The organism is Phaeobacter sp. CECT 5382, assembly GCF_001457775.1.
GTDB lineage: Bacteria > Pseudomonadota > Alphaproteobacteria > Rhodobacterales > Rhodobacteraceae > Pseudophaeobacter.
Genome location: NZ_CYSG01000020.1, coordinates 1 through 25,779, shown reverse-complemented (window position 1 = coordinate 25,779; position 25,779 = coordinate 1). Strand labels below are relative to the sequence as shown.

The following is a 25,779-nucleotide window of genomic DNA, read 5'->3' as shown; positions in this document are numbered from 1 at the left end:
AACGAGAGAGCCATAATGTCGATCTGGGAATACGCCAACCCTCGAAAGTTCCTGCGCACATCAGAACGGGTGATGCCGGTGCTGTGGGTCAGCTCTGGCCTGTTGATGGCCGTGGGACTGATCTGGGGGTTCTTCTTTACCCCTGATGACTACCGTCAGGGATCCACCGTCAAGATCATCTTTTTGCACGTGCCTGCGGCGCTGATGGCGATCAACGCCTGGTTCATGATGCTGGTGGCTTCCTTGATCTGGGTGATCCGGCGCCACCATGTCAGCGCGCTCGCGGCCAAGGCAGCTGCCCCCGTGGGCATTGTGATGACGTTGATCGCACTTGCAACAGGGGCAATCTGGGGGCAGCCGATGTGGGGCACCTGGTGGGCTTGGGATCCGCGCCTGACCTCCTTTCTGGTGCTGTTTTTGTTCTACCTGGGCTACATCGCCCTTTGGGAGGCGATAGATAATCCGGATACCGCAGCAGATCTGACGTCCATCCTGTGTCTGGTTGGGACGGTCTTTGCTGTGCTCAGCCGTTATGCGGTGAACTTTTGGAACCAAGGGCTGCATCAAGGAGCGTCGCTGTCGCTGGATGAAAAGGAAAACGTGGCGGATGCCTTTTCCAACCCGCTGTATATCTGCATGGTCGGCTTTGTGCTGTTCTTTATTGCCATGGTGTTCTATCGCACCGGCACCGAAATTCGTGCCCGGCGCATCAAAGCGCTGTTGGCGCGCGCACGGCAGGAGGCATGACAATGTTGCCAGACCTAGGAAAATACAGTGACACGGTGCTGAGCGCCTATGCTGCCTCGATCATTTTGCTGGCATTGCTTGTGGTGCTGACTCTGTGGCGCGGGCGCCGGGTGCGCCGCGAGATGGATGCGCTGGAACAAAGGATGCGCCGGGATGGCTAGGTTTTCACCGCTGATGGCGGTTCCGATTGTGGTTTTTGCCAGTTTTGTTGGCCTCGCCATCACTGGTATGTACCGCGAAGACCCTGAAGGCCTGCCTTCGGCCCGCGAAGGCCAATTGGCCCCACCGGTGGTGCTGACTGAATTCATCGACAAACCGCTGTTTGATGACGCCACGTTGCGCGATGGCGAGGTTAAACTGGTCAACTATTGGGCCAGTTGGTGCGCGCCCTGCCGTGTCGAACATCCTAATCTTGAGGCGCTTTCTCACGAAGGGTTGAAGATCTACGGGGTGAACTACAAGGATCAGCAGGACAATGCGGCGTCTTTTCTGACTGAACTTGGCGACCCCTACACGGCCATCGGCCGGGATGAAAAGGGTCGCATGGCGCTTGACTGGGGCGTCTACGGCGTGCCGGAAACCTATGTGATCGATGGCGAGGGCCGGATCGTGCTGCGCTTTGCCGGTCCTGTGACCCAGCGGGTCATCGAGGGCACTCTGCGCCCGGCGATCGAAAAAGCAAGCAGCAACTGAACCGGCTGTTTGAAGGTCGCCTGTTTGAAGACAGAGAATTGCGCCTTTGGCGCGCTTTGAGGCAGCGGCGTCAGGAAAAGATCGACAGGTCGAGATCCAGTCCAGTGCCCAGCCAGATGCCGTGATCGCGATGATCCTCTAGATGATTGCCCGTTTCTGGATGGGCAAAGACAATGAGGCCGTCTCGGTTCAAGGCCAGCCAGGGCAGCAACTGGCTGAACTGCGAAGGCGTGGCCCCCAACTGGCAAGACCACATCGGGTGCGGTCCGACGGCTTGTTCGTGGACCCGCCCCATTTTGACGCCAAACAGCGTGGCAGTAGTTTCGCAAAGGGTTCGCGCCTTTTCAACGCTCTGCGCGTCAAAGTAGACATGGGTATGGTAGCCCCTGATAGTGTCGATCTGTTTCATGCCATAACCCTGAAGTTTTTTGTATCGAGTGGCAATTGCGCAGTATTCCACAAGATCTGTGCAGCAACCGGACATGCATCAAAGGCGATAGCCACCAGAGACGGTCAGTATTTCACCTGTGATGGCACCTGCCGCCTTTGATGCGAGGAAATACACCGCCTCGGCGATGTCGTGCCCTGTGGCCAGTCTTCCGAGTGCGGTTTCATCGGTGAAACGCTTTGTCAGCTCCGCATCGCGTGGGTTTTCGGGGATATTGACGGCGCCCGGGGCGACGGCGTTGACGCGGATCCCTTTCGGACCCAGCTCTTTGGCCATGGCACGGGTCCAGAGGTTGAGAGCAGCCTTGCTGGCGCCATAGGTGACATGACCTTTCGGCGGCAGGACGGCGTTGACCGAGGAAATGCTGATGACAGATGCGCCAGGTTGCAGGTGCGGCATGGCGGCTGCCAGCAAGGCCTGCGGGGCCAACAGGTTCAGATCCAGAATTGCGCGCTGACTGGCAGCGTCAAATCCATCGGGAGGGCTGGGCGCTAGAGACCCCGCATTGTTGATGATAACATCAATGCGGCCAAATCGCTGTATCACCGCATCGATGACGGTTTGTGCACTGCCGTCTTGGGTCAGGTCAGCCTGAAGTGTCAAAGCATTCTCGGTGATTTTTGCCGTGGGTTCTCTGTGGCACCAGGTGAGAGCTAGATCGTGGTCCGGGGCAAACTTGGCCGAGAGTGCAGCCCCGATGCCAGAAGCGCCGCCCGTGATCAGAACTGTTTTCATGCGAATTCTCCGGTCGGATAACAATACAATGCTGCTACAATGCCGTTTGAACAAAGAAGGGCGCCCCATGGGGCGCCCGTCAAGATTGAAACGCCAGGTTGGCCTATGACTTGGCGAGATTGCGCAAAACATAGTGCAGCACGCCGCCGTTTTCGACGTATTCGATCTCTGGTGCTGTATCGATGCGGCACTTCAAAGTGATCTCTTTAACTGTGCCATCTGCCATGGTGATCGTACAGGGAACCTCCTGCAGGGGCTCGATCGTATCAAGTCCGGATATCGATACGGTTTCGTCACCCGTAAGGCCCAGGGTTTTGCGACTGTCCCCGCCGGTGAATTCAAAGGGTATCACCCCCATGCCGACCAGATTTGACCGGTGGATCCGTTCAAAATTCTCGGCAATCACGGCCTTTACGCCCAGCAGGGCTGTGCCCTTGGCCGCCCAATCCCTGCTGGATCCCGCGCCATATTGTTCACCGCCAAAGATCACGAGCGGTGTACCTGCCTCTTGATAGGCCATGGAGGCATCGTAGATCGCCATCTGGCTGCCATCGGGGCCTTTTGTGTAGCCGCCCTCAACCACGCCCTCATCGGTCGTGAGCATTTCGTTCTTGATGCGGATATTGGCGAATGTGCCGCGCATCATGATCTCATGGTTGCCCCGGCGAGAGCCGTAAGAGTTGAATTCACGTGGCTGCACCTGACGATCCAGCAAGTACTGGCCTGCAGGTGTGGTGGTGGCGAATGAACCCGCCGGAGAGATGTGGTCAGTGGTGACCATATCGCCCAGAACCGCCAGAACCTTGGCATCTTCGATATTGGAGATGGTGCCCGACTCGTTGCCCATGCCCTGGAAATAGGGTGGGTTCTGAATATAGGTCGAGGCGGATGGCCAGTCGTAGGTTTCAGCACCGGTGGTATCCACGGCCTGCCATTTTTCGTCGCCTTTGAAGACATCGGCATATTTTGACAAGAAGGCCTCGCGGGTCACGGTGGCATGGACCAGATCTGCAATTTCCTTGTTGGTGGGCCAGATGTCTTTCAGGAAGACATCATTGCCGTCCTTGTCCTGGGCGATGGCATCGGTGGTTAGGTCGATATCCATGGTGCCGGCCAATGCATAGGCGACAACCAGCGGCGGGGAGGCCAGATAGTTGGCGCGCACATCGGGGCTGATGCGGCCCTCAAAGTTGCGGTTGCCGGACAGAACCGAGGTGGCGACCAGATCACCCTCGGCGATGGCGTCGGACAGCTCCGCCTGGATCGGGCCAGAGTTGCCGATACAGGTGGTGCAGCCATAGCCGACCAAGTTGAATCCGATCTTGTCGAGGTCCTCTTGCAGGCCTGCGGCCTCAAGATAGGCTGAAACAACCTGTGATCCCGGCGCCAGCGAGGTTTTGACCCAGGGCTTGCGATCCAGCCCCAAAGCGGCCGCCTTGCGGGCTACAAGGCCCGCGCCGATCATCACATAGGGGTTCGAGGTGTTGGTGCACGACGTGATCGAAGCAATCACCACCTTGCCGCTTTCCAGGGTGTAGTCTTCGCCTTTGACCGCGACCTCTTTGCCCATGGGGCGTTTGAATGTCTCTGCCATCTCGCGGCGGAACGCCGTCTGGCCGTCGGTCAGCGCAACATAGTCCTGCGGACGTTTGGGGCCGGAAATCGCTGGGACGATGCTGCCCATATCCAGGCTGAGGGTGTCGGTGTAGATGGGGGCATAATCGGCACCGCGCCAGAAGCCGTTTTCCTTGGCATAGGCCTCGACCAGTGCGATGCGATCTTCGTCGCGGCCAGTGTTGCGCAGATAGCGAAGGGTCTCGCCATCAATCGGGAAGAAGCCACAGGTGGCGCCATATTCGGGCGCCATATTGGCGATGGTGGCGCGATCTGCCAGCGGCAGATGGTCCAGACCCTCGCCAAAGAATTCAACGAACTTGCCGACAACACCTTTGGCGCGCAGCATCTCGACGACTTTCAAAACCAGATCGGTACCAGTGGTGCCTTCGACCATCTCACCCGTCAGCTCAAAGCCAACAACTTCGGGGATCAGCATCGAGATCGGCTGGCCCAACATCGCAGCCTCGGCCTCGATCCCGCCAACACCCCAACCAAGCACGGCCACGCCGTTGACCATGGTCGTGTGGCTGTCGGTGCCGACCAGTGTGTCAGGGTAGGCGACGTCCTCGCCGTTTTGGTCGGTATCAGACCAAATGGTCTGCGACAGGTATTCCAGATTCACCTGGTGGCAGATGCCGGTTCCGGGCGGCACAACGCGAAAGTTGTTGAACGCGCCCTGACCCCATTTAAGAAACTGGTAGCGCTCCATGTTGCGCTCATATTCGCGATCCACGTTCATCTGAAAGGCACGCGGGTTGCCGAATTCATCGATCATCACCGAATGGTCGATGACCAGATCGACGGGGTTCAGCGGGTTGATCTTTTGTGCGTCCCCCCCGAGAGCCTTGATGCCGTCCCGCATGGCTGCCAGATCGACAACGGCGGGAACGCCGGTGAAATCCTGCATCAACACTCGTGCCGGTCTATAGGCGATCTCACGCGGGGTCTTGCCGCCATTGGTCCCCCATACGGCGAAGGCCTTGATGTCTTCGACCGAAACTGAAAACCCGCCGTCTTCGAAGCGCAGCATGTTTTCCAACACGACCTTCAGGGCAACGGGCAGTCTGGAAAAATCTCCGAGACCGGCTTCGGTTGCCGCAGGGATCGAATAATAGGAGATCGACGTGCCACCCGCTGTCAGCGTGCGACGTGTCTTGGCATTGTCCTGTCCGACGGTAATAGGCATTTTGGCCTCCCTCTGGGATGTAAAATAGGGATATCGCTGCAGGTTTTCTGCATCAGGTTTCGCTTTGTTTCAATAGTTGATACGCCGCAGCAGTGATTTTCGCATGCAATGGTATACAATTTCAGCAAGAAAGCGCTCGCGTCCGCCTCAAGAATGATTGATTGGCCTATTCCTGACTAGGGGAATAGTGATGAGGCAGAGCAAATAGGATGAATGTTTATGAAGATTTTTGCGGCTTTTGGCTCTGTCAGGGTTTTTTCGGCATTGGCTGCTAGCCTGTGCCTTTTGACGCCCGGGACCGGCCAGGCACAGCAAAAGGTCGGAGCCGTGAACGAACCTGTTGTCGTGGAACTGTTCACGTCGCAGGGCTGTTCCTCCTGCCCCCCGGCGGATGCGCTTTTGAAACAATTGGCTCAGCGCCAGGATGTTTTGGCCCTGGCGTTTCATGTGGACTATTGGGACTATATTGGCTGGAAGGATATCTTTGCCAGTCCTGCTCATACCCGGCGCCAAAAGGGCTATGCCCATGTTGGAGGGCGCAAAATGATCTATACGCCGCAGATGATCGTTATGGGGCATCAAGACGTATCGGGCGCGGATGCGATGGGCGTGGCGGATGCTCTCTCCAGGCATCAGTCAGCCCCACGCCCGGTGGCGCTGGAGGTGTCTCGCAGCGGCCAGCGGGTGACCATTGCACTGACGCCGCGCGTTGATTTGCCTGATATTCCCGTCACCATGCAGATTGTCCGCTATACGCCGTCCCAAACAGTAGACATTACCCGTGGGGAACTGGCTGGCCATCAACTAGAATACGCCAATATTGTTGATGACCTGCAGCAAGTCGGGGTTTGGGACGGGCAGGAGGCTACCGAAATCACCATCGAGATCCAAGGCGATCAGCCTGCTGCCTTCCTGGTCCAGCAAGGTCCCTATGGGCCAGTACTGGCAGCGGCCCGGATCGAATAGCCAGAAACTGGTGCAGGGCGTATTCACAGGCCACTTGAACAGGGTTTGCGAAGATCCTTGCCAAAAAGGGCGAGGGCAGGCGGGCTCATTGGTGCCCAGAGCTGGCATGGGCCGAAATGGACTGATCTATTCTTCAGTGTTGGGCGTGTCAGGCTGTGCCTTTGATGTCCGCACTTCAGGCAGATAGGGCTTCCAGCGCCGGTGAATCCAGAACCATTGCCCCATGTGACGACGCACGACAGTTTCGAGGTCATCGCAGATCGATTTTGTCATGGTCACGGCATCCGAAGCGGGGATTTCTGCATTGAGCAGGATCTCAAAATCCAGTCCGTTGTCCTGCCGGATTGCATAGACGGGGATCAGAGCTGCACCATATTTGAGAGCCAGCTCTGCCGGGACAGTGGAGGTCACAGCGGGCTTGCCAAAGAAATCAATCAGTTCTCCGCCATGAACATGGAGGTCGGCCACGATGGCAATGATGCCACCTTTTTTCAGGTGGCGCACCATCTCGACCATGCCACGCTTTCCCTGTTCGAACATCGGTGTGCCCACGCGTGACATGGCGCGCACATAGTGGCTGTTGAAATAAGGGTTGGCCATCCGTCGGTAGAGCGCGCCCATTGAAAACCCACGTGAAATCAGACCGGCACGGGCGGCGTCGTAGTTGCCGAAATGACCGGTCACCAGGATGACTGGCCGTCCTGCTGCACGGGCATCTTCAAGCGCCTGCAGGCCGGGACCGGATATGGGAGCGGCCTTGGCCCGGTCGATAAAGGGCGCACCGGCATAGAGTTCTGTGATCATGCGCCCGGCATTGTCGCCGACTTCGCGGCACAGTCGTGTCACCTCATCCTGAGGCAGTTCAGGACAGGTAAGCGCCAGGTTTTCGCGCACGCGCCGGTCGAATCCGACGATCGGTCCCAAGCTGCTGACCAGGCGCCCCATAGCTGGGATCCGCCATCGATAAGGGACTAGGCCTGCCAACCCGAGAACCCCCCGCAAGGCAAGGTTGCCGAAAAAATAGGAGACTCGTTTGCCGACTGGCAACTGTGAGGATTCTATGGGCATGTCAGACAGGGCCTGCGCTGGCGTGAAGATCAGAAGGTAATCTTACCCCTGCTTGCAGGTGGGTACAACTAGCCAGCTGGCCACTGCAGGAGTGGCCCTCAAATCATTGTGAAAAATGAAAATAGTATAAGTTTTAGTGCCGCTCCGTCTGCTTCAGCTGAGGTTGCAGGCAACCCGCTTTCTCAGATCCGAAGGGCTGACATCAAGCGTCTTCTTCTTCCTCGTCGGATTTCAGCTCTATCTCACCAGTCGCAATCAAGTCGCGCATGGCAGAGACGATCAGCCCAAAAGCGGTTTCGCCGTCAGTGCGTTTGACCTTGCCGCGTTCGTTGACTTCTTCGCGAATATTGGTCGCCATGCGGCTGGACATATTGTCCAGCAGGAACTCATTGGTTGCGACATCGTCTTCGTCGGTGGCAAAGGCAATCGCAGTTACCAGATCAGGGATCGCGAGCACCCGCATCATTTTCGGAACATCCAGTGGCTGCATGCGCTGCGCAATAAGACCGTAGGTAAAGATGGCTTTGCGAACATCTGTGGCGAAGTCCTCGTCTTCCTCTTCGAGGGCGATCAGAACCTCCTCGCGTTTCGCGGCTGCGGCTTCGGTGAGAATGGCGCCAACGCGTTGACCTGGAGAGGAGTCAAAGGCAAGATCTGGTCGCGCATCCACTTGGGCTGCGAGGGAAAGTCCAATGCGATCAACCGTTTCAGGGGTGACGTTGGTGGTGTGGCTGACGGCATAGGTGATCTGTCGCGCCACCGGTCCGGGCAAATGAACCAGCATCTGCGCCGCTTTACCGGTGTCAAGTTTGGACAAAAGAACGGCGGCGACTTCGATGCTTTCTGCCTCAGCCAAAGACGCAAGGTCTTCTGGTGGCAGGGCCTTCAGGCGCTCCCAGGGGTCGCCAAACTGGCGTACGCCAGCCTCTTTGCGCAGCCTGCTTGCAGTCTGACGGCTGATCCGCCCGTCCATCGCAGTAAGAGCACCAGCAAGACCGTTGGGGAAGGTCAGACCAACATTATCGAGCATTTCGGCAAATTCTGCGGCGACGGCATGGAGTGTGTCGCGATCCACCAATCGCATTTTGCCCATCTGCTGTGTCAGTTCCATCTGAAGCTCGTCCGGGAGATCTTCGATGGGGATATCGGCCCCCTCATTGAGCAGAAGGCGCACGACGATGGCGGCTTTAGCTTTGCCGCTCAAGTTGCTGGCAGACATAGAGGTTCCCCCCATTCCGGCCGCAGCCGGTGGAGAAAAGTCTCCCATACCACCACCACCTGTGGTCATTGGAAGCGCCAACATATCGTCTTGCAGCATTCTAGCACCCTAGCCAAAAAGATTCTTTTTCGGTCAGGTCTAAATTACCCCGCAAGCGGTAAAGAAAAGCTGAAGTTTAATAGCTTGTTGTGACACCGGTTTCCAAGGCCTGGCGCAGGGAGGTTTCGGGCCAGCTATTTGCGCCACCGCGGGCGCGAATTTCTTTCCACTGCGTCAGCGCCAGACCGAATTGACCTTCTTCGACAAAGCCTTGCCCCATATAGGATCGGGCCAGAAGATTGTCGGGGTTTTGTGCAATCGCCTTGTCGTAATACGTTGCGGCAAGCGCGCCATGGCCCAGTTTGCGATGGGTGAAACCCCAATAAGTCAGGGCACGATCATCTTCTTGGTCGGTCAGCGTTGCAAGAACCGCCTGTGCGTCAGAGTTGCGCCCGGCATAGGCCAGCTCGCGGACAGCACCCATCAGCTCATCCTGATTGAGCGAGGATTGTTTCGGGCGAACACAGCGCTTCTTTTCCGGATCCCAGACCCTTTTACCTTTGCAGGTCTTGGTCGTTTCTGTTGGTTTCGGCGGGTTCCAGCCGTTGTCTCCGGCCGCATAGGCTAGGCCGGGCAGGGTCAGTCCAGACAGGGTCAGGGTGGCAACAAGCAAAGCATAGCGCATCGGGAAACTCCGGATGATTGGATTTGAAAACAGTCTAACGACAATTGACGCATTTTATGTAGCGACCATGCCCTGTTTTTTGGTCACGTTGCCGTGACAGATGTAAAAACGCCCCACTAAACAAGCGGGGCGTTTGATCATGCAAGCTGAGGTGTCGGGGTAGGCTTATGCGCCAAAGACCCGTTTGAAGATCGTATCAACATGTTTGGTGTGATAGCCCATGTCGAATTTCTCGTTGACGCCGTCTTCGCCAAGAGCAGCGACCACTTCGGGATCGGCCAGCAGCAATTCGCGGAAATCAACGCGATCTTCCCAGACCTTCAGTGCGTTGCGCTGCACCATGGAATAGGCGTCTTCGCGCGACACACCCGCCTGTGTCAGGGCCAGCAGAACTCGCTGACTCATCACCAGACCCGGGAATTTATTCATGTTATCCAGCATGTTTTCGGGGAAAACCAACATCTTGTCGATCACACCTGTCAGACGTGCCAGGGCAAAATCGAGGGTGACGCAGCAGTCGGGGCCGATCGCGCGCTCTACCGAAGAATGCGAGATGTCACGCTCGTGCCACAGGGCGACGTTCTCCATCGCCGGGATCACGGCGGAGCGCACCAGACGGGCCAGACCCGTGAGGTTTTCGGTCAGAACCGGGTTTTTCTTGTGTGGCATAGCCGAAGAGCCTTTTTGCCCCATCGAGAAGAATTCCGCGCCTTCCAGCACTTCGGTGCGCTGCATGTGGCGGATCTCGGTCGCGACGTTTTCGATCGACGATGCAATGACGCCAAGGGTGGCAAAGAACATCGCGTGACGGTCGCGTGGGATCACCTGGGTCGAAATCGGTTCGGGCGAGAGGCCCAGTTCGGCGCAGACATGCTCTTCGACGGCAGGGTCGACATTGGCGAATGTGCCAACCGCGCCCGAAATCGCACCGGTGGCGATTTCTTCACGCGCCAGTTTCAAACGCGCGAGGTTCCGATCCATTTCCGCATAAAAACGCGCAAAGGTCAGCCCCATGGTTGTGGGCTCGGCATGGATGCCGTGGCTGCGACCGACGCGCACGGTGTCTTTATGTTCCAGAGCACGTCGTTTCAGGGCGGCCAGCAACCCATCCATGTCTTTGATCAGGATATCGGCAGAACGCACCAGCTGCACGTTCAGGCAGGTGTCCAGAACGTCAGAGGAGGTCATGCCCTGATGCACGAAACGTGCTTCTTCGGAACCGACATGTTCGGCCAGGTGAGTCAGGAAGGCGATGACGTCATGTTTGGTGACGGCTTCGATTTCGTCGATACGGGCGACGTCGAATTCCACGTCCTTGGCTTTCCAGACGGCATCAGCGTTTTCGCGGGGGATGACACCGATGTTGGCCATGGCTTCGCAGGCATGAGCCTCGATCTCGTACCAGATCTTGAATTTGGTTTCGGGCGACCAAATGGCGACCATTTCGGGGCGAGAATAGCGAGGGATCATTGGCGAAAGCACCTTTATGGGATTGTCCAGAAGATATGGCGCGTCATACGGGAGCAGAGCCAATTGGGCAAGTCTGGCAGGGCTGATATGAAAAATGTCGCATCTGTCTGGCGCTTGTCTTGGCGCTTTTCTAGGGGCGTATCGTAGGCGTCTAAGCTGGAAAGGCGACCAACTGGTGCATCCCGCTGTCAGGTTCTAGAGCTTCGGATTTGCGCCTCTGACCATTGGGTTTGCGTATTTTTGAGTAAGAAGGAGATGTCAGCGAAGGGCAATTCGGTCCTTCAGGATCTGCCTTGGCATGGCCAAAAACAGCCCTCTAGAGCAAAGAGGGCTGTTTAAAGCAAAGCTTAAAGCCAAGAATGCGGGATTAATCCCGTTGCATATGCGTCAGCATATTGCTGTTGCGGCAATATTCCGGTGTCTCTGTGAGCTGGCGACTGTGTGCCTGCAGTTCGGCGCAGCCGTCCTGATTGCTGCACTTGCTGCAATTCATCACAGCGCGCATGAATTTGCGGCCTTCTGCTTCGGGATCTTTGGCGATCACCTCGCCATAGTCGATACCCAGGCGGTCGGCCATGCCTTCGACCAGATCAGCGCTTTGTCCGAGTTTAGAAAACAGTCCCATGCCGTGCCTCCGCAAAATGGAAAATAATCCAAGTGATTTTCAAGTGATTTGATAGACACTGCGCAGGTAGGCACAGGGCGGCTATGATGTGGATCAAGTTCGCATAGAGCGCAGGCGGATCCGGAGATCTGCGGGGGTTAAAACAGGATTGGGCGCGCACAGAGACTGCCCCTGCAAAGCAATAATTGGGGGGCAAAATGGGCCCCTCTGTGCTGCTCAGTAGACTCTGGGGAGACTAGAGACTCTGGGGAGACTAGGCTGGCAGGGTTTGCGGTTCTTCCTCCAGCTGGGTTTTTACCTTTGCGCCATGTTCCAGAGTGCGGTGAACCGGGCATTTGTCCGCGATTTCCAACAGCTTTGCCCGTTGTGTCTGATCCAGATTGCCGCAGATGCGAATGATGCGGGTGAATTGGTCGATCTTGGCGGGCCCCGAGGGCTGCGCGTCCTGTGCATGTACCTTGTCGTGGGACACATCCACACTGACAGAGTCAAGCGGCCAGCCTTTGCGTCTTGCGTACATGCGTAAAGTCATCGACGTGCAGGCTCCTAAACCGGCAGAAACAAAGCCATAAGGCGACATGCCGCGATTGGTGCCGCCATAGGCCAGAGGCTCATCTGCATAGGCGTGATGATGCGGGCCCGAATGGATGTCCTGTAAAAATCCGGCAGGATCAGCTTCGGTGACTCGCAGCACGCCTTCGGGGGCGCCAGGGGGCGGTGCAGGTGGCGACAGGTCGACATACCGCCCGGCCCAGGCGGAAATGACCTCTGCGGCATACTCTGCATCGCGGGGTTTGGTGATCAAATGGTCGGCCTCGTCCAGAGTGACAAAGCTTTTGGGATGGCGGGCGGCGGTGAAAATCGCGGCGGCATTGTCGATGCTGACGGTGGCGTCACGCGGTGCATGCATCACCAGCAGGGCGGCATTCAGCTCTTTGATAGCCGGGGTCAGGGCCTCGGCGGTGATGTCTTCGACAAAATCGCGGCCAATCACAAAGGGACGCCCGCCCAGGCACACCTCGGCCTGACCCTTGGCCTGGATTTCGGGCAGGGCTGCGTCAAAGTGGTGCGAGACATGGCCGGGATCAAAGGGAGCCCCTAGGGTGACGACCCCTTTGACCGAAGGAATGCCGGCACGTGCGCGCAGCACCGCCGCCCCGCCCAGTGAGTGGCCGATCAGCAGGGCCGGCGCCATATCACGGGCGGCCAGGTACTGCGCGGCGGCGATCAAATCGGCGACGTTGGAACTGAAGGTGGTATTAGCAAATTCGCCTTCGGAATGGCCAAGGCCGGTGAAATCAAAGCGCAGCACTGCGATACCCATGGCGGCAAGGCGGCCGGCGATGCGGCGGGCGGCCGGAATATCCTTGGAGCAGGTAAAGCAATGGGCAAACAGCGCCGTCGCCAACACCGGGCCCTGCGGCAGATCAAGCCTTGCGGCCAGGGTCTCACCGGAATGGCCGGCAAAGGTAATACGTTCTGTGGGCATTGGCAAAAGCCTCATATCTTGTGTCGCCCTTAGAGTGCGGGGTCTAGGCGGCTATCACAAGGCAGCTGCAGGAAACGTCACGCGAAGGTGATGCCGCGCGACAAGAAGCGACAAGATGCGAGAGAGCATGAGGGTGCGCGAAGGCTGCTAGAATTCCAGTCGTGCGCGCAATTTTGCCAGCGGTGCAGAGCACTGCATGGTCAGATGATTGCAGCTTTGGAATGTTGCTTCTAGATTGGCGACTATGAAATTCCGAAACATAAATACTCTGAACGTTTCCCCTGTGCCGCGTCTGGTGCAGCAACTGGTGTCTAATCTGATGATTGCCCCAGCTTCAGCCTCAGTAATTGCTTTGGGGGCACTGCTCATGCCGACGCAGACTGCCGCGCATCCGCACATCTTTGTCGATACGGGGTTTGCCTTTGAATTTGATGACAGCGATCATCTCGTTGCGATCAAGGTCACCTGGCAATACGATGAATTCTATTCTCTTTTGATCACCGAGGATCTGCAGCTTGACCGCGATGGCGACGGAGTTCTGACGCCTCAGGAAGGTATTTTGCTGACCGGGTTCGATACAAATTGGGACGAAGGCTTCAACGGCGATCTCGAGCTGCGCATCAACGGCGCTGTTGTGCCGCTTTCCGGCCCGGTGGACGCGGGTACCGAGCTTCTTGAGGGGCGCATTGTCAGCACGCATCGGCGCCAGTTAAGCCAGCCCGTCGCAAAGCAGGACGGCCCGTTTTCGCTCAAGGCGTTTGATCCTTCCTATTACACCGCCTATGAGATCACTCTGCCGGTGACCCTGTCGCCACATTTGCAGGGGCACTGCATGTTGGAGCGGATTGATCCGGATATTGCAGGCGGGCTGGCACAGATGCAGGCGCAGCTGCTGCGGCTGGATGCCAATGCAGACCTTGAAGAAAACGATATCCCGCTGATTGGCGGTGAATTCGCCACCGAGGTTCTGCTCTCATGCCCCAGCTCTTGAAGGGTCGCGTTGCGACCAGTCTGCTCCTGATCACACTGAGTGTCGGGATGTGCCTGACGCTCTGGTGGGTTGGCCGCGATCTGTTGGCCCCCTTGGGCGACTGGGCCGCGCAGGAGCAACGCGCCTTTCAGAACCGGATTGCGGGGGCGCTGCGGGCGCTGCGTGGCGGTCAGGCGGGGGCGCTGTCGCTGCTCTTGCTGGTCTGTTTTGCCTATGGGTTCTTTCATGCCATTGGGCCGGGACACGGCAAGGTTCTGATTGGTGGCTACGGGTTGGGGCGCAAGGTGCCCTGGATGCGGCTCAGTCTGGTGGCGCTGCTGTCCAGTCTCGGGCAGGCGGTCACGGCGGTGGTGCTGGTCTACGCCGCCATCCTTGTGTTGCAGCTTGGCCGTGACAGTATGATCGGTATCGCGGAAAAAACCATGGCGCCGATCAGCTATGCCGCCATCGCTGGGATCGGGATCTGGCTTTTGCTACGGGGCGCGCGAAAACTGTTTCGCACCAGCGCCGCTGCCAAGGCCGAGGAGCATCACAGCCACGAACCACACAGCCACGAACCACACAGCCACGAACCACACAGCCAAGAACCACACAGTCACGATCACCACAGTCATCATCACGACGGTCATCATCACCACAGTCACGACCATTCAGCTGAAGCGGGGGCTGGCGCAGAGACCTGTGCCGATTGTGGGCACCGGCATGGCCCCAGCCTCGAAGAGGTGGAGCATTTGAGCAGCTGGCGCGAAGCTGCGATACTGATCGCAGGTATTGCGGTAAGGCCCTGTACCGGAGCACTTTTCGTTCTAATTATCACCTGGCAGATGGGCATCGCCCTGGCCGGAGTCGCCGGCGCTTTTGCTATGGCGCTTGGCACTGCCTCCGTCACCATCGCGGTTGGGCTGGCAGCCCTGGGGCTGCGAGGCGGGGCACTGTCGCTGTTTGCAGCCAATACCCGCGCCCGTCAAGTGGTGCCGCTTTTGGAAATCACCGCCGGTCTGCTGATCGCGCTAGTGGCTGCAGGACTGATGTTGACCAGCCTGCGCTAGGCCGTTTGTTCAGTTCTCCCCCATAAGCGCCGGGTCAAAGGGGTAGGTGGTAAGGTTCTCGTAGCCATCTTCGGTGATCAGGACCTGGTCTTCGAGTTTGATCGAGAAATCACCTCCGACCTCGCCAACACAGGCTTCCACACAGAGCACCATGCCGGGTTCCAGCGGATAGTCATAGGCACCTGCGACCGCCTTGTCGGGATAGGCCACCAGCGGCCATTCATCACAGAGCCCGACGCCATGCATCAGGCAGCCGTATTTCTGTGCCTGATATTTTTCATCCAGAACATGTGTGTTCGCCGTCAACTCGGGGATCATCACGCCAGGTTTCAGCATCTCCATGTTCTGCATGATATGTTCATGGGCATGCTGCATTGCGTAGATCATGTCGGCGCGTGGCTTTTGGTCGCCAATCCACCAGCTACGTGAGATGTCAATGCAGATGCCGTAGGATCCGATCAGATCGGTATCAAAGGAAATGATCTCGTTTTGCTGCGTGATCCGGGGGCCGCATTCCTGAAACCAGGGGTTGGTGCGCTGCCCCGAGGCCAGAAGCCGAGTCTCGATCCACTCGCCGCCGCGTCGGATGTTTTCTGCGTGCAGGACCGCCCAGATATCATCCTCGCAGGTCTTGCCATCGCCCACATTGGCCCGCGCAAAATCCTCCATCGCCTGCACGGCGGTCTCGCAGGCGTGATTGGCGCAGCGCATGGCAAGGATCTCATCCGCGCCTTTGATGGCGCGGGTCTTTTCGGTCAACTCTTCGCCTTCCATGATCTCAAACCCTTGCGCCTCGAGGGCGCGCAACCCGTGCAGCATGATCTTGTCAACGCCCAGCCGCCGGTTGCCACCGCCATGTTCATGGATCAGTTGGCGCACCTCGTTGGACAGGGCATCGGCTGCCACATCCACCTTGTCGCCGCGATCAAAATAGAACAGATCCGCACCTGATCTCTGTTCTCGCACCAATGGGTTGAAGGTCGAAAGAAACGGCGAATTCTTGTAGTCCCACAACACCATATAGCCATCGGCGCAAACCAGCAGGGCGCGAAAAGGGTTATGCGTGTTCCACAGCTGCATATTGGTGCTGTCGGTGGCATAGCGGATGTTCAGAGGATCAAACAGCAGGACGCCGCCCCAATCCCGTTCCTGGATCGCCCTGACCAGACGCTGCCAGCGAAACTCTCGCATTCGTGGCAGGTCTGGCAATGTCAGCCCGCCGTCCTGCCACTCCTGAATAGCCAGTTGGGTGGGGCCGATTTCCATGCGGTCATTGTCATTCGGCGTTCCGTCGCCCAGCAATGGTCCACGGGTTGGATCAATCTTTCGACTCTCTCGGTATGGCGCGCTCATCGTCAGGCTCCCCGTCTGAACAGATGTGTCCAGTCTGAGGGCCGGCCTTTGGCGTTTCAATTCTAAATGCGACCGCGCAAACGGTCGTTTTTACAGGATCCGACGTGATGTCCCGTTTGCATTTTTGGGACCACTCCGGCCCTGTAAATGCGGCGCGAACAACTATGCCCCAGTCGCAGCTTCAGAAGGGATCCCCAATGCAAAAGGCCAACATCCAGAGAGGTTGGCCCATGCAGTCACTATGCCTTTCGAGGGCAGGCGTTCCTATGGCAGAAAGACCCGTGCCGCAGCCTGAACCATGCCGGATCCATGCAGGAACAAAATGACCATGGCCGTCACAAGCGCTCGCACCGATACTACCAGATCAATCCCGCGTAGCGCATTTGCCGTGGCCGAAAGAGCCCTTTGAGGCAATGAAACGCCTTTGAGGATGGCCTGTTTTAAAGGAAGGTCCTGGAGCACCGACGCATGGCGCGGTGCGGAGCGCTTGTATCTGCTGCGTCTTGAGCCTGTTTCCTTATGCTGGATTTCGTCGCAGTGTTGTTCCAGAAGCGGCGTTGCTGCATCAACCGAGCCAAACAAGGCCCGACCTCTTGCACGTTCTGCTTCGGCCTCGGCGCGGGCTTGGTCTGCCAGTTGCAGGCGCGATTGTGCGGCTGAAAGACCCAGAGGTGCAGTGGCTCTGTCGCACAGATCTGAGGTTCGGGCTGCCAAGGCTTTGATCCGCCTGTCACGTGGCGAAATCGCGGACCTGTTTGGTGGCGTCCCGTCTGGAGCCATGTTTTCTGTGCCAGTATCAGAGACTGTGTCTGGCTCTGTGACGTCTGGCTCTGTGACGGTCTGCAAATCTGCATCACATTCGAGGGGGACCAAAGAAGGCGTGTTGTTAGGGGGCGTGGGTTCACTCGCAAACGCACTCAGGAAATCTTCTGCCATCAATGCCTTGGCGGTGTCTTGCCAAAAGACAACCACAGGCGTCAAAGCCTCGGTAAGACGCCGCAAGAGCATGGCCAGAAGGATCTCGGAAATCTCCCGGTCGCAGGCTTCGGGGAAATTTGGAACCAGTGCCAATTCGATATAGGCTGCGGGCGCCGGGAGCCCAAACGGAACACGCACGCCTAGCCGCAGAGGCATACGTCGAAGCCTCAGGGTTACCTTGTAGTGATCACTGTCCAGCCCGATCCGATGGGGATCCCGGGCATTGATCTGAAGGGCGGGATGGCCGAATTCTTCCAGCGTATCCAGCAACTCGGTCAGTGCCAGTGTCAGTTTCTCTTCGCTGCGGTGTTCAAACCCCAGTCTACCTGTGTATTGCTCAACCTGTGCCACCGTCAGGGTCCTCCGTTCGGGCTGCATCTTGGTAAACAATAGGAAGAGATCTGGTCCAAAAGTGAGGCAGGGAGAGACAATCCGTGACGAAAAATTCAGATTTTATTATTGTATTGCGAAGTTGAAATAAAAGACATTAAATCAAAGCGTTGGTGTGATTTGTTCGAGTGAGTGTGAGTGGAATGCGGCAAGAAGGCGGCGGGTCTCGGCCACTTTGATGCCGCATCTCCTACAATTTGGGTCTCATCGCGAGATTGTCTCTGATCTGCGCTCAAAGTCTTTCGCAGTGTTATTGATCAATCTGACGGCCCATGATGGCGAGGGACTGCTGATAGACCGTGGCGGCGTTCCATTCCTTCAAAACACGGTAGTTCCGCTCGCCTTGCTGGTAGCCTTTGCCGCGCTTCCAGCCACTTTTTTGCAGATAATGTGCGGTTGAGGCCAGGGCGTCCCCCTGATCGTAGAAATCCACCCGCCCGTCGCGGTTCCAGTCGACACCATATTGCAGCGCATTGCCGGGCAGGAACTGTGTGTGACCCAGCTCGCCGTGTTTGGCCCCACGGGTGGCGCCGGTTATGGCGCCCTGATCCACCAGTTTCAGCGCACCGATGGCGTGGGGTTTGAAAAATGCCGAGCGGCGGCAATCATAGGTGAGCGTGACGATGGCCGAGACTACCTGACTGTCGCCCATGAAACTTCCAAAGGCGGTTTCCATGCCGTGGATGGCAATCAGGATACCCGCAGGCACGCCATATTTCTTTTCCAGCGCCGCATAGAACTCCGCCTGGCGTACTTTGCGCTTGCGGCCCTGTGCCACAATCGTGGCAGAGCCGCGGATCTGCATGAATTTCTCCAGACTGTAGCGAAAGCTCTTTTGGTTGCGATCAGCCGCGATGGTGCGATTGGCATAGCGAGCCTGCGTCAGGGCGTTGAGCCCGGCAGTTTTGACGCCCGCGCGTTTGGCATCTTTGGCGAAATCGGCCTTCCAGGCAGCAAAGCCGGCAGAGGTGTTACCGCAGGGAGCTGCCAAAGCTGAAGAGGCAAGGCAGCCCATAAAAAAAGCTGCTGGAAGAGAGTAAAGAAACCGCATGAATGTCGTCCCGAACAAGGATGGGTGGAAATATGCCTCCAGCCTAGCTAGGTCGCTGCGAATTTCCAGCGGGAAAAGCGGAGCACTCTTCCCGGTAATCTGCAGTGTTCAGGCAAAGGCGCTGGGGGCTGCCAGCGCTAGCCCATCTGCCACGGCTGTCATGGCATTGCGGTTCTCGACCGCAGCATTGGGGCAAAGCCCGCGCAGTGAGGTTTCGACCGAGCTCAGCAAGGATGAGCCACCAACCATGACCAGACGGCTGATCCGCGTAGGGGCGAGATCGGCACGCGCCAGTGTTTCAGCCGCGCTTTGGGTGATCTGATGCATCATCGGATCAAGCGTCGCCTGCATTTGGGGCGCTGCCAGAGGCGTTGAAAGGCCGCGCTCCAAAATGCGCAGGTCTATGCGGGGATCTGCCAGATCCGTGCCATTGGCCTGGATTTTGCCGCGCTCGACGGCAAAAGCCAGATCATGGCCCAGCTCATCATCCAGCACCTCAACCAGCCGGTTGAGCTTCTCGGGCTCCACCGCGTATTTTGCCAGCTCCCGCGCGGCACGGCGACTGTCGGCTGCATAAAGAAACTGGATCATCTGCCAGGTGGCTAGATCATTGAACAGCCGGTTGGGGGCGGGCAGGGTCTCTTTGCCAAAGGCATTGCGGATCTGGCTGCCGCGTCCCAGCAGCGGCATGACATGCTCAATGCTGATCTGGCGGTCAAAATCAGTGCCGCCCAGCCGCAGCCCATGCGAAGCCAGAATGCGGGTCTCGCCTGCTGTGCCCTGTTCAAACAGGGTGAAATCCGAGGTGCCGCCACCAATATCGACAATCAACCCCAAGCCGGGCTCAGGGCGGGCGGAGCGCACGGCGGCTTCGGGCTCAAACAGGAATTTCACATCAGAGAACCCGGCGGCCAAGTAGCAGTCGCGCAGGTCGATTTCTGCCTGTGCGTCGCGCGCCGGATCGGCACTGTGAAAATGGACGGGCCGTCCGGACAGCGCATGGGTGAATGTCTGGTGGGTTGCTGATTCTGCGCGGGATTTCACCTCAGCCAGAAACCGAGCGATGATCTGTACGAAATCAGTGCTTTCCCCGTTGATGCGGCGTTCTTCGCGCAACAAAGGCGTGCCCAATAGGCTTTTGAGCGCACGCATGAAGCGCCCCTCATCGCCATTGATCAGCGCCCGCGTGGCCGCGCGGCCAATGCGCATGGGTCGCTTGGGTTCAAAGAAAACGGCCGTAGGCAGGGTCGTCTCTCCCGGCTCCATTTCAACCAGCCAGGGGTTGTCACCAACCGCAATGCCTGCGGCGGTATTTGAGGTGCCAAAATCGATGCCGAGGGTCATTGGCGCGCTCATAGCGGTCTCCTGATGCAAAACGGAACCTGCGCTGATACAGCCGGGCTACGATGGGATCAAGGCAGGGAAAGCTATTGGGTGCGATTTTTTCAGGCGCGCAGCCCTTGGCAATTCGGTCGGAGTGATCAAGGTAGGGCGAAGAAACAGCAAGAGTGGAGAAAGCTGGTGATCGAGGTTCTGGGGCGGGCAAATTCAGTGAATGTGCAAAAGGTGATGTGGTGTGCAGCCGAGCTGCGGCTGGAGGTCACGCGCCGCGATGTTGGTGGGGTTTTTGGCGGCACGGATACGGCCACCTATCTGAACGGCAATCCCAACGGCAAGATCCCTACGCTGGTTGACGACGGGTTTGTGCTTTGGGAATCCAATGCGATCGTCAGATATCTCTGTGAGCAATATGGAACAAAAGAATCTGATACGGCGCTTTGGTTTCCGGCAACGGTCCAACAGCGTGCACAAGCGAACCAGTGGATGGATTGGTACCAAACGGCGCTGCATGCGCCGATGACCATCCTGTTCTGGCAATTGATCCGCACTTCTGAGGCCGCGCGTGATCAAGAAGCCATTGCCAAGGCTATTCAGGACAGTGCCCGGTTCTGGGAGATGCTGGACCGGCATCTTGCCGACAGTGCCTTTATAGTGGGGGAGAGGCCAAGCATGGCAGATATCCCGCTGGGATGTTCCGCCTATCGCTGGCATTCTATGTCGTTTGACCGCCCTGAGCTGGTGAACTTGAAACGCTGGTGGGACCAACTGGCTGCGCGCCGAGCCTATCAGGAGCAGGTCATGCTGCCGATCACCTGAGATGGCAGGTCCAAAACACGTGGGTCCAGAACACGTGGGGCCAAAAGATCAGAAGGTCAAAAGAAAAGGGCGCTCCATAGGAGCGCCCTTTCATATTTGATAGAACCGCTAACGTTTAGCAGCTGTAGTACATGCCATACTCAACAGGGTGCGGCGTGTGCTCATAGGTTTGAACTTCTTCCATTTTCAGAGCGATATAGCCTTCGATCTGATCTTTGGTGAAGACGTCGCCCTGCAGCAGGAAGTCGTGATCGGCTTCCAGGCATTCCAGCGCTTCGCGCAAGCTACCCGCAACGGTTGGGATATCGGCCAGCTCTTCGGCAGGCAGGTCATAGAGGTTCTTGTCCATGGCCTCACCGGGGTCGATCTTGTTCTTGATACCGTCAAGACCAGCCATCAGCAGCGCTGCAAAGCACAGGTAGGGGTTGGCGGCCGGATCGGGGAAACGGGCCTCAACGCGCTTGGCTTTGGGCGATTCAGTCCATGGGATACGAACACAACCCGAACGGTTACGGGCCGAATAGGCGCGCAGAACGGGGGCTTCAAAACCAGGGATCAGACGCTTGTAGCTGTTGGTCGCTGGGTTGGTGAAGGCGTTCAGGGTTTTGGAATGCTTCAGGATGCCGCCGATGAAGTACAGGGCTTCGTCGGACAGGTCCGCATATTTGTCGCCAGCAAAGAGCGGCTTGCCGTCTTTCCAGATCGACATGTTCACGTGCATGCCGGTGCCGTTGTCGCCATAGATCGGCTTGGGCATGAAGGTGGCGGATTTGCCGTAAGCATGCGCCACATTGTGGATCACATATTTGTATTTCTGCAGCTCGTCGGCCTGTTTGGTCAGGCTGTCAAAGATCAGACCCAGTTCGTGCTGGCAGGAGGCAACCTCGTGATGGTGCTTGTCCACTTTCATGCCCAGACGCTTCATGGTCGAGAGCATCTCGGAGCGCAGATCCTGAGCTTCGTCGGTGGGGTTCACCGGGAAGTAACCACCTTTGAGGCCAGGACGGTGGCCCATGTTGCCCATTTCATACTCGGTGTCGGTGTTCCAGGAGGCGTCTGTCGCGTCGACCTCGTAGGAAACCTTGTTGATCGAGTTGGAGTAGCGCACGTCGTCGAACAGGAAGAATTCCGCTTCGGGGCCCATGTAGGCCACATCACCGATACCAGAAGCCTTCAGGTAAGCTTCGGCTTTCTGCGCGGTGCCGCGTGGGTCACGCTCATAGGCTTCGCCGGTGTCGGGCTCAACGATCGAGCAGTGGATGCAGATGGTTTTTTCCGCGTAGAAGGGATCTACATAGGCGGATGTTGTATCTGCCATCAGTTTCATGTCGGAGTTTTCGATCGACTTCCAGCCTGCGATGGAGGAGCCGTCAAACATGAAGCCCTCTTCGAGGAAATCTTCGTCGACCAGGTCTACATCCACGGTGACGTGCTGCAGCTTGCCGCGCACATCGGTGAAACGGATGTCGACATAAGCCGCATCTTCGTCCTTGATCATCTGGAGAACTGCGTCTGTGCTCATTCCCTTGGTCCTTCTGATTTTGATGTCAGGTAATTTGTTTACAGCGCGTCCGTGCCGGTCTCGCCGGTACGGATACGGATCGCTTGCTCAACGGGCGACACAAAGATTTTGCCGTCACCGATCTTGTCAGTCTTGGCAGCGTCAATGATGGCCTCGATGGCGGCTTCGACCTGATCGGCCTCAAGCACCACTTCGATTTTCACCTTGGGCAGAAAGTCGACGACATATTCAGCGCCACGGTAAAGCTCGGTATGACCCTTTTGGCGGCCAAAGCCTTTGACCTCGATGACAGAGAGGCCCTGAACGCCGACGTCCTGCAGCGCTTCCTTCACCTCGTCCAGTTTGAACGGCTTGATGATGGCTTCGATCTTTTTCATCGTTGGGGCTCCTCACAACCTTGTCGAAAGACCTCAGATCATTTCTTAATGGCGGGGACAATGCGCTGTGCTGTCTCAGGCTGCGAGAGATGCGGCTTTTGCAGGCATGTGATTAAAAAATATGCGTAACGCACAAAAAGTGGGCGAAATTGAATCGTGTGCCAGTGGCAGAGGAAAGAACCATGAGCGAGCTCCTAACAGCGGCCCAGATGCGCGCGATAGAACAGGCGGCCATCGAGTCGGGCGAGGTGACGGGCCTCGAGCTGATGGAGCGTGCCGGGCAGGGTGTGGTTGAGGCAATTTTTGAGGAATGGCCGGATTTGGAAGGCAGTGGCAACCGAGCGGTGGTTCTCTGCGGTCCCGGAAACAATGGGGGCGACGGTTTCGTGGTGGCGCGCCTGCTGCATGAGCGGCACTGGCAAGTGGAGGTGTTTCTGTATGGGGATTCCGAAAAGTTGCCACCGGACGCAAAGGTCAATTATGCCAAATGGCTGGCCCATGGAACGGTGAACAGCTATGTCGACGAAGGTGAGGATGCCTTTTGGCTAGACCCTTCGACCTACAGGGAAAACACAGTCTTAGTGGATGCGTTGTTTGGCACCGGGCTGACACGTCCCGTCGAGTCCTTTAATGCCTTTGGATGGGTGACGCAGGTTTCTGAGTGGAAGCTTGCTGAGGAGCAGCGTTTCCAGAGCTTTCCTGCTCCTCGTGTGGTGTCTGTTGATATCCCAAGCGGTATTTGTGCCGATTCAGGAATGCGGTTAGCTGGTGAAACCCCTGTGCCCCACTTAGAGGAAATATCGGCGGATCTCACGGTTTCCTTTCATTCAAAAAAGTTGGGTCATGTTCTGGGAGCAGGGCCTGCACTTTGCGGAAAAGTTGTTGTTGCGGACATTGGGTTGAGCAAGGATCCTGTCGCTCCGCGCCGGGCACTTGCTGAGCTTCACAATCTTGCATGCCCAGGTGCGAGGTTGGGTCGCGTGGTCGCGCATGAGAGCAGCTTTCAATCTCTTCCCCTTTTTCTTCCCAAAAGGAATGCGCGCCACAAATTTGACTATGGCCATGCCCTTGTTGTGTCCGGCGGTCCGGCTAGAACCGGCGCGGCACGTTTGTCTGCGCGCGGCGCGTTGCGGATTGGGGCAGGGTTGGTCACAGTTGGCTCGCCTAGGGCTGCCTTGGCAGAAAATGCGGCCCATCTGACAGCGATTATGCTGCGACAGATTGATGGGGCTACAGAATTGGCTGAGTTGCTTGAGGATAAGCGCATTAACGCGCTGTGTCTGGGGCCGGGTCTGGGGCGCAGCTCGGATAAGCAGGCCCTTGTTGTTGCTGCCCTGCAGGCAAAGCGCGCAACGGTGCTGGATGCAGATGCGCTGACGATGTTTGGTGAAAATCCGCAAGTCTTGTTTGATCTGCTGCATGACAAATGCTTGCTATCGCCCCACGGTGGGGAGTTCGCAAACCTCTTCCCGGATATTGCGGCGAAGCTGAGGGAACCTGTAGCCAAAGGGCCTGCCTACTCCAAGGTGGACGCCACCCGCGAAGCCGCGATGCGCGCAGGCTGTGTGGTGCTTTTCAAGGGCGCAGATACCGTGATTGCAGATCCCTTGGGGCGCTGTTCTGTCAACTCTGCACATTTCAAACGATCAGCTCCCTGGCTTGCGACTGCTGGATCAGGTGATGTGTTGGCAGGGTTTATTACCGGGCTGTTGGCGCGCGGGCTCTCGCCAATGCAGGCGGCCGAAACAGGTGCCTGGCTACACGTGGAATGCGCACTGCAGTTTGGTCCTGGCCTAATAGCCGAGGACTTGCCAGAGCAAATACCAGATGTTTTCCGACGTCTGGGTGTTTGAACTGAGGTGTGAGGAAATTGCCTTGCGCCAAGCCAGATCTCGCAGTTGCCCTCAGGACCTTTGTTTATCTTGCTGTTTGGTGAAATTAGCGCTCGCATCCGTCTGCAAGCTTTGCTATCCACCGCGACACGCAAATCTTGATTTGTGATACGTGCGGGTGTGGCGGAATTGGTAGACGCACCAGATTTAGGTTCTGGCGCCGCGAGGCGTGGGGGTTCGAGTCCCTTCACCCGCACCATCATTCAAACCGATTTGTACGTGTTTGAACATTTATCCTTACAAAATATGAGTGTTACAGGTTTTGCAGAACTGAGTGACTACCCATGATGTGTAAGAATGTGTATTCGTTTACGCATATTTTCCGCACGGTGCGTAATTCATGGCGTCTTTTCGTAAGCTAAAAACTGGATACCGGGCAGAGATTGCCCGTAACGGTGTCCGAAAGTCAAAGGTATTCCCAACAAAGCAAGAGGCCAAGGATTGGGCTGCTCGGGCGGAATATGAGATCCTGAACCATGATAAAGTGGCGGCCAAGCTGATTTTGGGTGAGGTTTTTGACCGTTATGCACGCGAGGTTTCGCCTTCAAAACGGGGGCACCGATGGGAGGCAATACGGCTGGAAAAGATTGGGCGAGATGCTATCGCCAAGATCCGGCTGGAGGATCTGTCTGCCAAAGATTTCTCAAAGTGGCGAGATGCGCGGCTAAGAGAAGTCGCTCCTGCGAGCGTCATTCGGGAAATGCAGCTCATGTCATCTGTGTTGACTGTTGCGCGGCGGGACTGGGAGTTGATTGCGACGAACCCTCTCAGCGATGTGCGCAAACCATCAAAGCCTCCTGCGCGTGATCGCCTGCCGACAGCGGCGGAGATCGAGGCGATGAAATTCAGCGCAGGTGAGGATCTTGAAAAGGCTACGGCGCGGGCCTTCCACGCGTTCAAGTTTGCAATGGCTACTGCCATGCGGGCCGGGGAGATCGCGGGGGCTTTGTTGCACAAATCGGTTTCTGAGGGGACTTCCCCTTTCCCCGGACGGAATTATCCTACGGGCTCGGTAACGGGTATGCCAAGAGC

23 protein-coding genes, 1 tRNA gene and 1 pseudogene are annotated in these 25,779 nt (G+C 57.3%); 10 read left to right on the top strand and 15 right to left on the bottom strand.

Annotated features, from left to right (window positions below):
* Positions 1-15 precede the first annotated feature (15 nt).
* Genes PH5382_RS16500 through PH5382_RS16490 form a run of 3 tightly spaced genes read left to right on the top strand, consistent with a single transcriptional unit; the run spans position 16 to position 1,440 of the window.
* Complete coding sequence (locus PH5382_RS16500) at positions 16-747, top strand: heme ABC transporter permease (RefSeq protein WP_058335498.1); 732 nt, start codon at positions 16-18, stop codon at positions 745-747.
* A 2-nt stretch (positions 748-749) separates the two neighbouring features.
* Entirely contained in the window at positions 750-908 is a 159-nt protein-coding gene (ccmD, locus tag PH5382_RS16495; RefSeq protein WP_058335497.1) for a heme exporter protein CcmD, read from the top strand.
* Positions 901-1,440, top strand: coding sequence for a DsbE family thiol:disulfide interchange protein (locus tag PH5382_RS16490; protein ID WP_058335496.1), 540 nt, complete (start codon positions 901-903; stop codon positions 1,438-1,440). Before ccmD ends, PH5382_RS16490 begins: the two co-directional genes overlap by 8 nt.
* A 70-nt stretch (positions 1,441-1,510) precedes the next feature.
* Here PH5382_RS16490 and PH5382_RS16485 read toward each other — a convergent pair whose 3' ends face one another.
* The 3 genes from PH5382_RS16485 to acnA all read right to left on the bottom strand — a co-directional run bounded on the left by PH5382_RS16485 (position 1,511) and on the right by acnA (position 5,426).
* The gene (locus PH5382_RS16485) at positions 1,511-1,849 is read right to left on the bottom strand and encodes a DOPA 4,5-dioxygenase family protein (protein ID WP_058335495.1); all 339 of its coding nucleotides are present in this window, start codon (positions 1,847-1,849) and stop codon (positions 1,511-1,513) included.
* A 78-nt stretch (positions 1,850-1,927) separates the two neighbouring features.
* Positions 1,928-2,623, bottom strand: a complete 696-nt coding sequence (locus tag PH5382_RS16480) for an SDR family NAD(P)-dependent oxidoreductase (protein ID WP_058335494.1) — start codon at positions 2,621-2,623, stop codon at positions 1,928-1,930.
* A 103-nt stretch (positions 2,624-2,726) separates the two neighbouring features.
* On the bottom strand, positions 2,727-5,426 hold the full coding sequence (gene acnA / locus PH5382_RS16475; protein ID WP_058335493.1) for an aconitate hydratase AcnA: 2,700 nt from the start codon (positions 5,424-5,426) through the stop codon (positions 2,727-2,729).
* 219 nt (positions 5,427-5,645) lie between these two features.
* On the opposite strand from acnA, the gene PH5382_RS16470 reads away from it, so the two are divergent.
* Positions 5,646-6,392, top strand: coding sequence for a DUF1223 domain-containing protein (locus PH5382_RS16470; protein ID WP_058335531.1), 747 nt, complete (start codon positions 5,646-5,648; stop codon positions 6,390-6,392).
* A 126-nt stretch (positions 6,393-6,518) separates the two neighbouring features.
* On the opposite strand, the gene PH5382_RS16465 is transcribed toward PH5382_RS16470, so the two are convergent.
* The 6 genes from PH5382_RS16465 to PH5382_RS16440 all read right to left on the bottom strand — a co-directional run bounded on the left by PH5382_RS16465 (position 6,519) and on the right by PH5382_RS16440 (position 12,987).
* Positions 6,519-7,460 carry a lysophospholipid acyltransferase family protein gene (locus PH5382_RS16465; protein WP_058335492.1) on the bottom strand — a complete coding sequence of 314 codons (942 nt, stop codon included), beginning with the start codon at positions 7,458-7,460 and terminating at the stop codon, positions 6,519-6,521.
* Between the two features lie 202 nt (positions 7,461-7,662).
* A complete protein-coding gene (locus tag PH5382_RS16460) occupies positions 7,663-8,778 on the bottom strand; it encodes a flagellar motor switch protein FliG (protein ID WP_058335491.1) in 1,116 nt (371 codons plus the stop codon).
* Between the two features lie 76 nt (positions 8,779-8,854).
* The gene (locus PH5382_RS16455) at positions 8,855-9,403 is read right to left on the bottom strand and encodes a tetratricopeptide repeat protein (RefSeq protein WP_058335490.1); all 549 of its coding nucleotides are present in this window, start codon (positions 9,401-9,403) and stop codon (positions 8,855-8,857) included.
* 165 nt (positions 9,404-9,568) lie between these two features.
* Positions 9,569-10,873, bottom strand: a complete 1,305-nt coding sequence (gene purB / locus PH5382_RS16450) for an adenylosuccinate lyase (RefSeq protein ID WP_058335489.1) — start codon at positions 10,871-10,873, stop codon at positions 9,569-9,571.
* Between the two features lie 367 nt (positions 10,874-11,240).
* Positions 11,241-11,498, bottom strand: coding sequence for a DUF6455 family protein (locus PH5382_RS16445; RefSeq protein WP_058335488.1), 258 nt, complete (start codon positions 11,496-11,498; stop codon positions 11,241-11,243).
* Between the two features lie 253 nt (positions 11,499-11,751).
* Positions 11,752-12,987 (bottom strand): bifunctional alpha/beta hydrolase/OsmC family protein, encoded by a 1,236-nt coding sequence (locus PH5382_RS16440; protein ID WP_058335487.1) that lies wholly within the window; start codon positions 12,985-12,987, stop codon positions 11,752-11,754.
* 244 nt (positions 12,988-13,231) lie between these two features.
* Here PH5382_RS16440 and PH5382_RS16435 point away from each other — a divergent pair, with 244 nt between their 5' ends.
* Together PH5382_RS16435 and PH5382_RS16430 are read left to right on the top strand one after the other, a co-directional pair.
* Positions 13,232-13,978, top strand: a complete 747-nt coding sequence (locus PH5382_RS16435) for a DUF1007 family protein (RefSeq protein WP_082645728.1) — start codon at positions 13,232-13,234, stop codon at positions 13,976-13,978.
* Positions 13,963-15,027: a nickel/cobalt transporter gene (locus PH5382_RS16430; RefSeq protein ID WP_058335486.1), complete on the top strand. Its 1,065-nt coding sequence runs from the start codon at positions 13,963-13,965 to the stop codon at positions 15,025-15,027. The genes PH5382_RS16435 and PH5382_RS16430 overlap by 16 nt, the downstream gene beginning before the upstream one ends.
* Before the next feature lie 9 nt (positions 15,028-15,036).
* On the opposite strand, the gene dddP is transcribed toward PH5382_RS16430, so the two are convergent.
* From dddP to PH5382_RS16410, 4 genes are all read right to left on the bottom strand, one after another.
* The gene (gene dddP / locus PH5382_RS16425) at positions 15,037-16,380 is read right to left on the bottom strand and encodes a dimethylsulfonioproprionate lyase DddP (protein ID WP_058335485.1); all 1,344 of its coding nucleotides are present in this window, start codon (positions 16,378-16,380) and stop codon (positions 15,037-15,039) included.
* Between the two features lie 264 nt (positions 16,381-16,644).
* On the bottom strand, positions 16,645-17,736 hold the full coding sequence (locus tag PH5382_RS16420) for a hypothetical protein (RefSeq protein WP_231751912.1): 1,092 nt from the start codon (positions 17,734-17,736) through the stop codon (positions 16,645-16,647).
* Between the two features lie 262 nt (positions 17,737-17,998).
* Positions 17,999-18,799, bottom strand: coding sequence for a lytic murein transglycosylase (locus PH5382_RS16415; RefSeq protein WP_058335483.1), 801 nt, complete (start codon positions 18,797-18,799; stop codon positions 17,999-18,001).
* Between the two features lie 108 nt (positions 18,800-18,907).
* The gene (locus tag PH5382_RS16410) at positions 18,908-20,155 is read right to left on the bottom strand and encodes an Hsp70 family protein (RefSeq protein ID WP_058335482.1); all 1,248 of its coding nucleotides are present in this window, start codon (positions 20,153-20,155) and stop codon (positions 18,908-18,910) included.
* Positions 20,156-20,320: 165 nt separating this feature from the next.
* Between PH5382_RS16410 and PH5382_RS16405 the strand changes: the two genes are divergently transcribed.
* Entirely contained in the window at positions 20,321-20,956 is a 636-nt protein-coding gene (locus PH5382_RS16405) for a glutathione S-transferase family protein (RefSeq protein WP_058335481.1), read from the top strand.
* 115 nt (positions 20,957-21,071) lie between these two features.
* Here PH5382_RS16405 and glnA read toward each other — a convergent pair whose 3' ends face one another.
* The gene (gene glnA, locus PH5382_RS16400) at positions 21,072-22,478 is read right to left on the bottom strand and encodes a type I glutamate--ammonia ligase (RefSeq protein WP_058335480.1); all 1,407 of its coding nucleotides are present in this window, start codon (positions 22,476-22,478) and stop codon (positions 21,072-21,074) included.
* Between the two features lie 38 nt (positions 22,479-22,516).
* Positions 22,517-22,855 carry a P-II family nitrogen regulator gene (locus tag PH5382_RS16395; protein ID WP_058335479.1) on the bottom strand — a complete coding sequence of 113 codons (339 nt, stop codon included), beginning with the start codon at positions 22,853-22,855 and terminating at the stop codon, positions 22,517-22,519.
* Between the two features lie 182 nt (positions 22,856-23,037).
* Here PH5382_RS16395 and PH5382_RS16390 point away from each other — a divergent pair, with 182 nt between their 5' ends.
* From PH5382_RS16390 to PH5382_RS16380, 3 genes and pseudogenes are all read left to right on the top strand, one after another.
* The gene (locus PH5382_RS16390; protein ID WP_058335478.1) at positions 23,038-24,708 is read left to right on the top strand and encodes a bifunctional ADP-dependent NAD(P)H-hydrate dehydratase/NAD(P)H-hydrate epimerase; all 1,671 of its coding nucleotides are present in this window, start codon (positions 23,038-23,040) and stop codon (positions 24,706-24,708) included.
* A 153-nt stretch (positions 24,709-24,861) separates the two neighbouring features.
* A tRNA-Leu gene (locus PH5382_RS16385) sits at positions 24,862-24,946 on the top strand.
* Positions 24,947-25,087: 141 nt separating this feature from the next.
* A pseudogene (locus PH5382_RS16380) lies at positions 25,088-25,779 on the top strand (hypothetical protein); the annotation flags it as partial.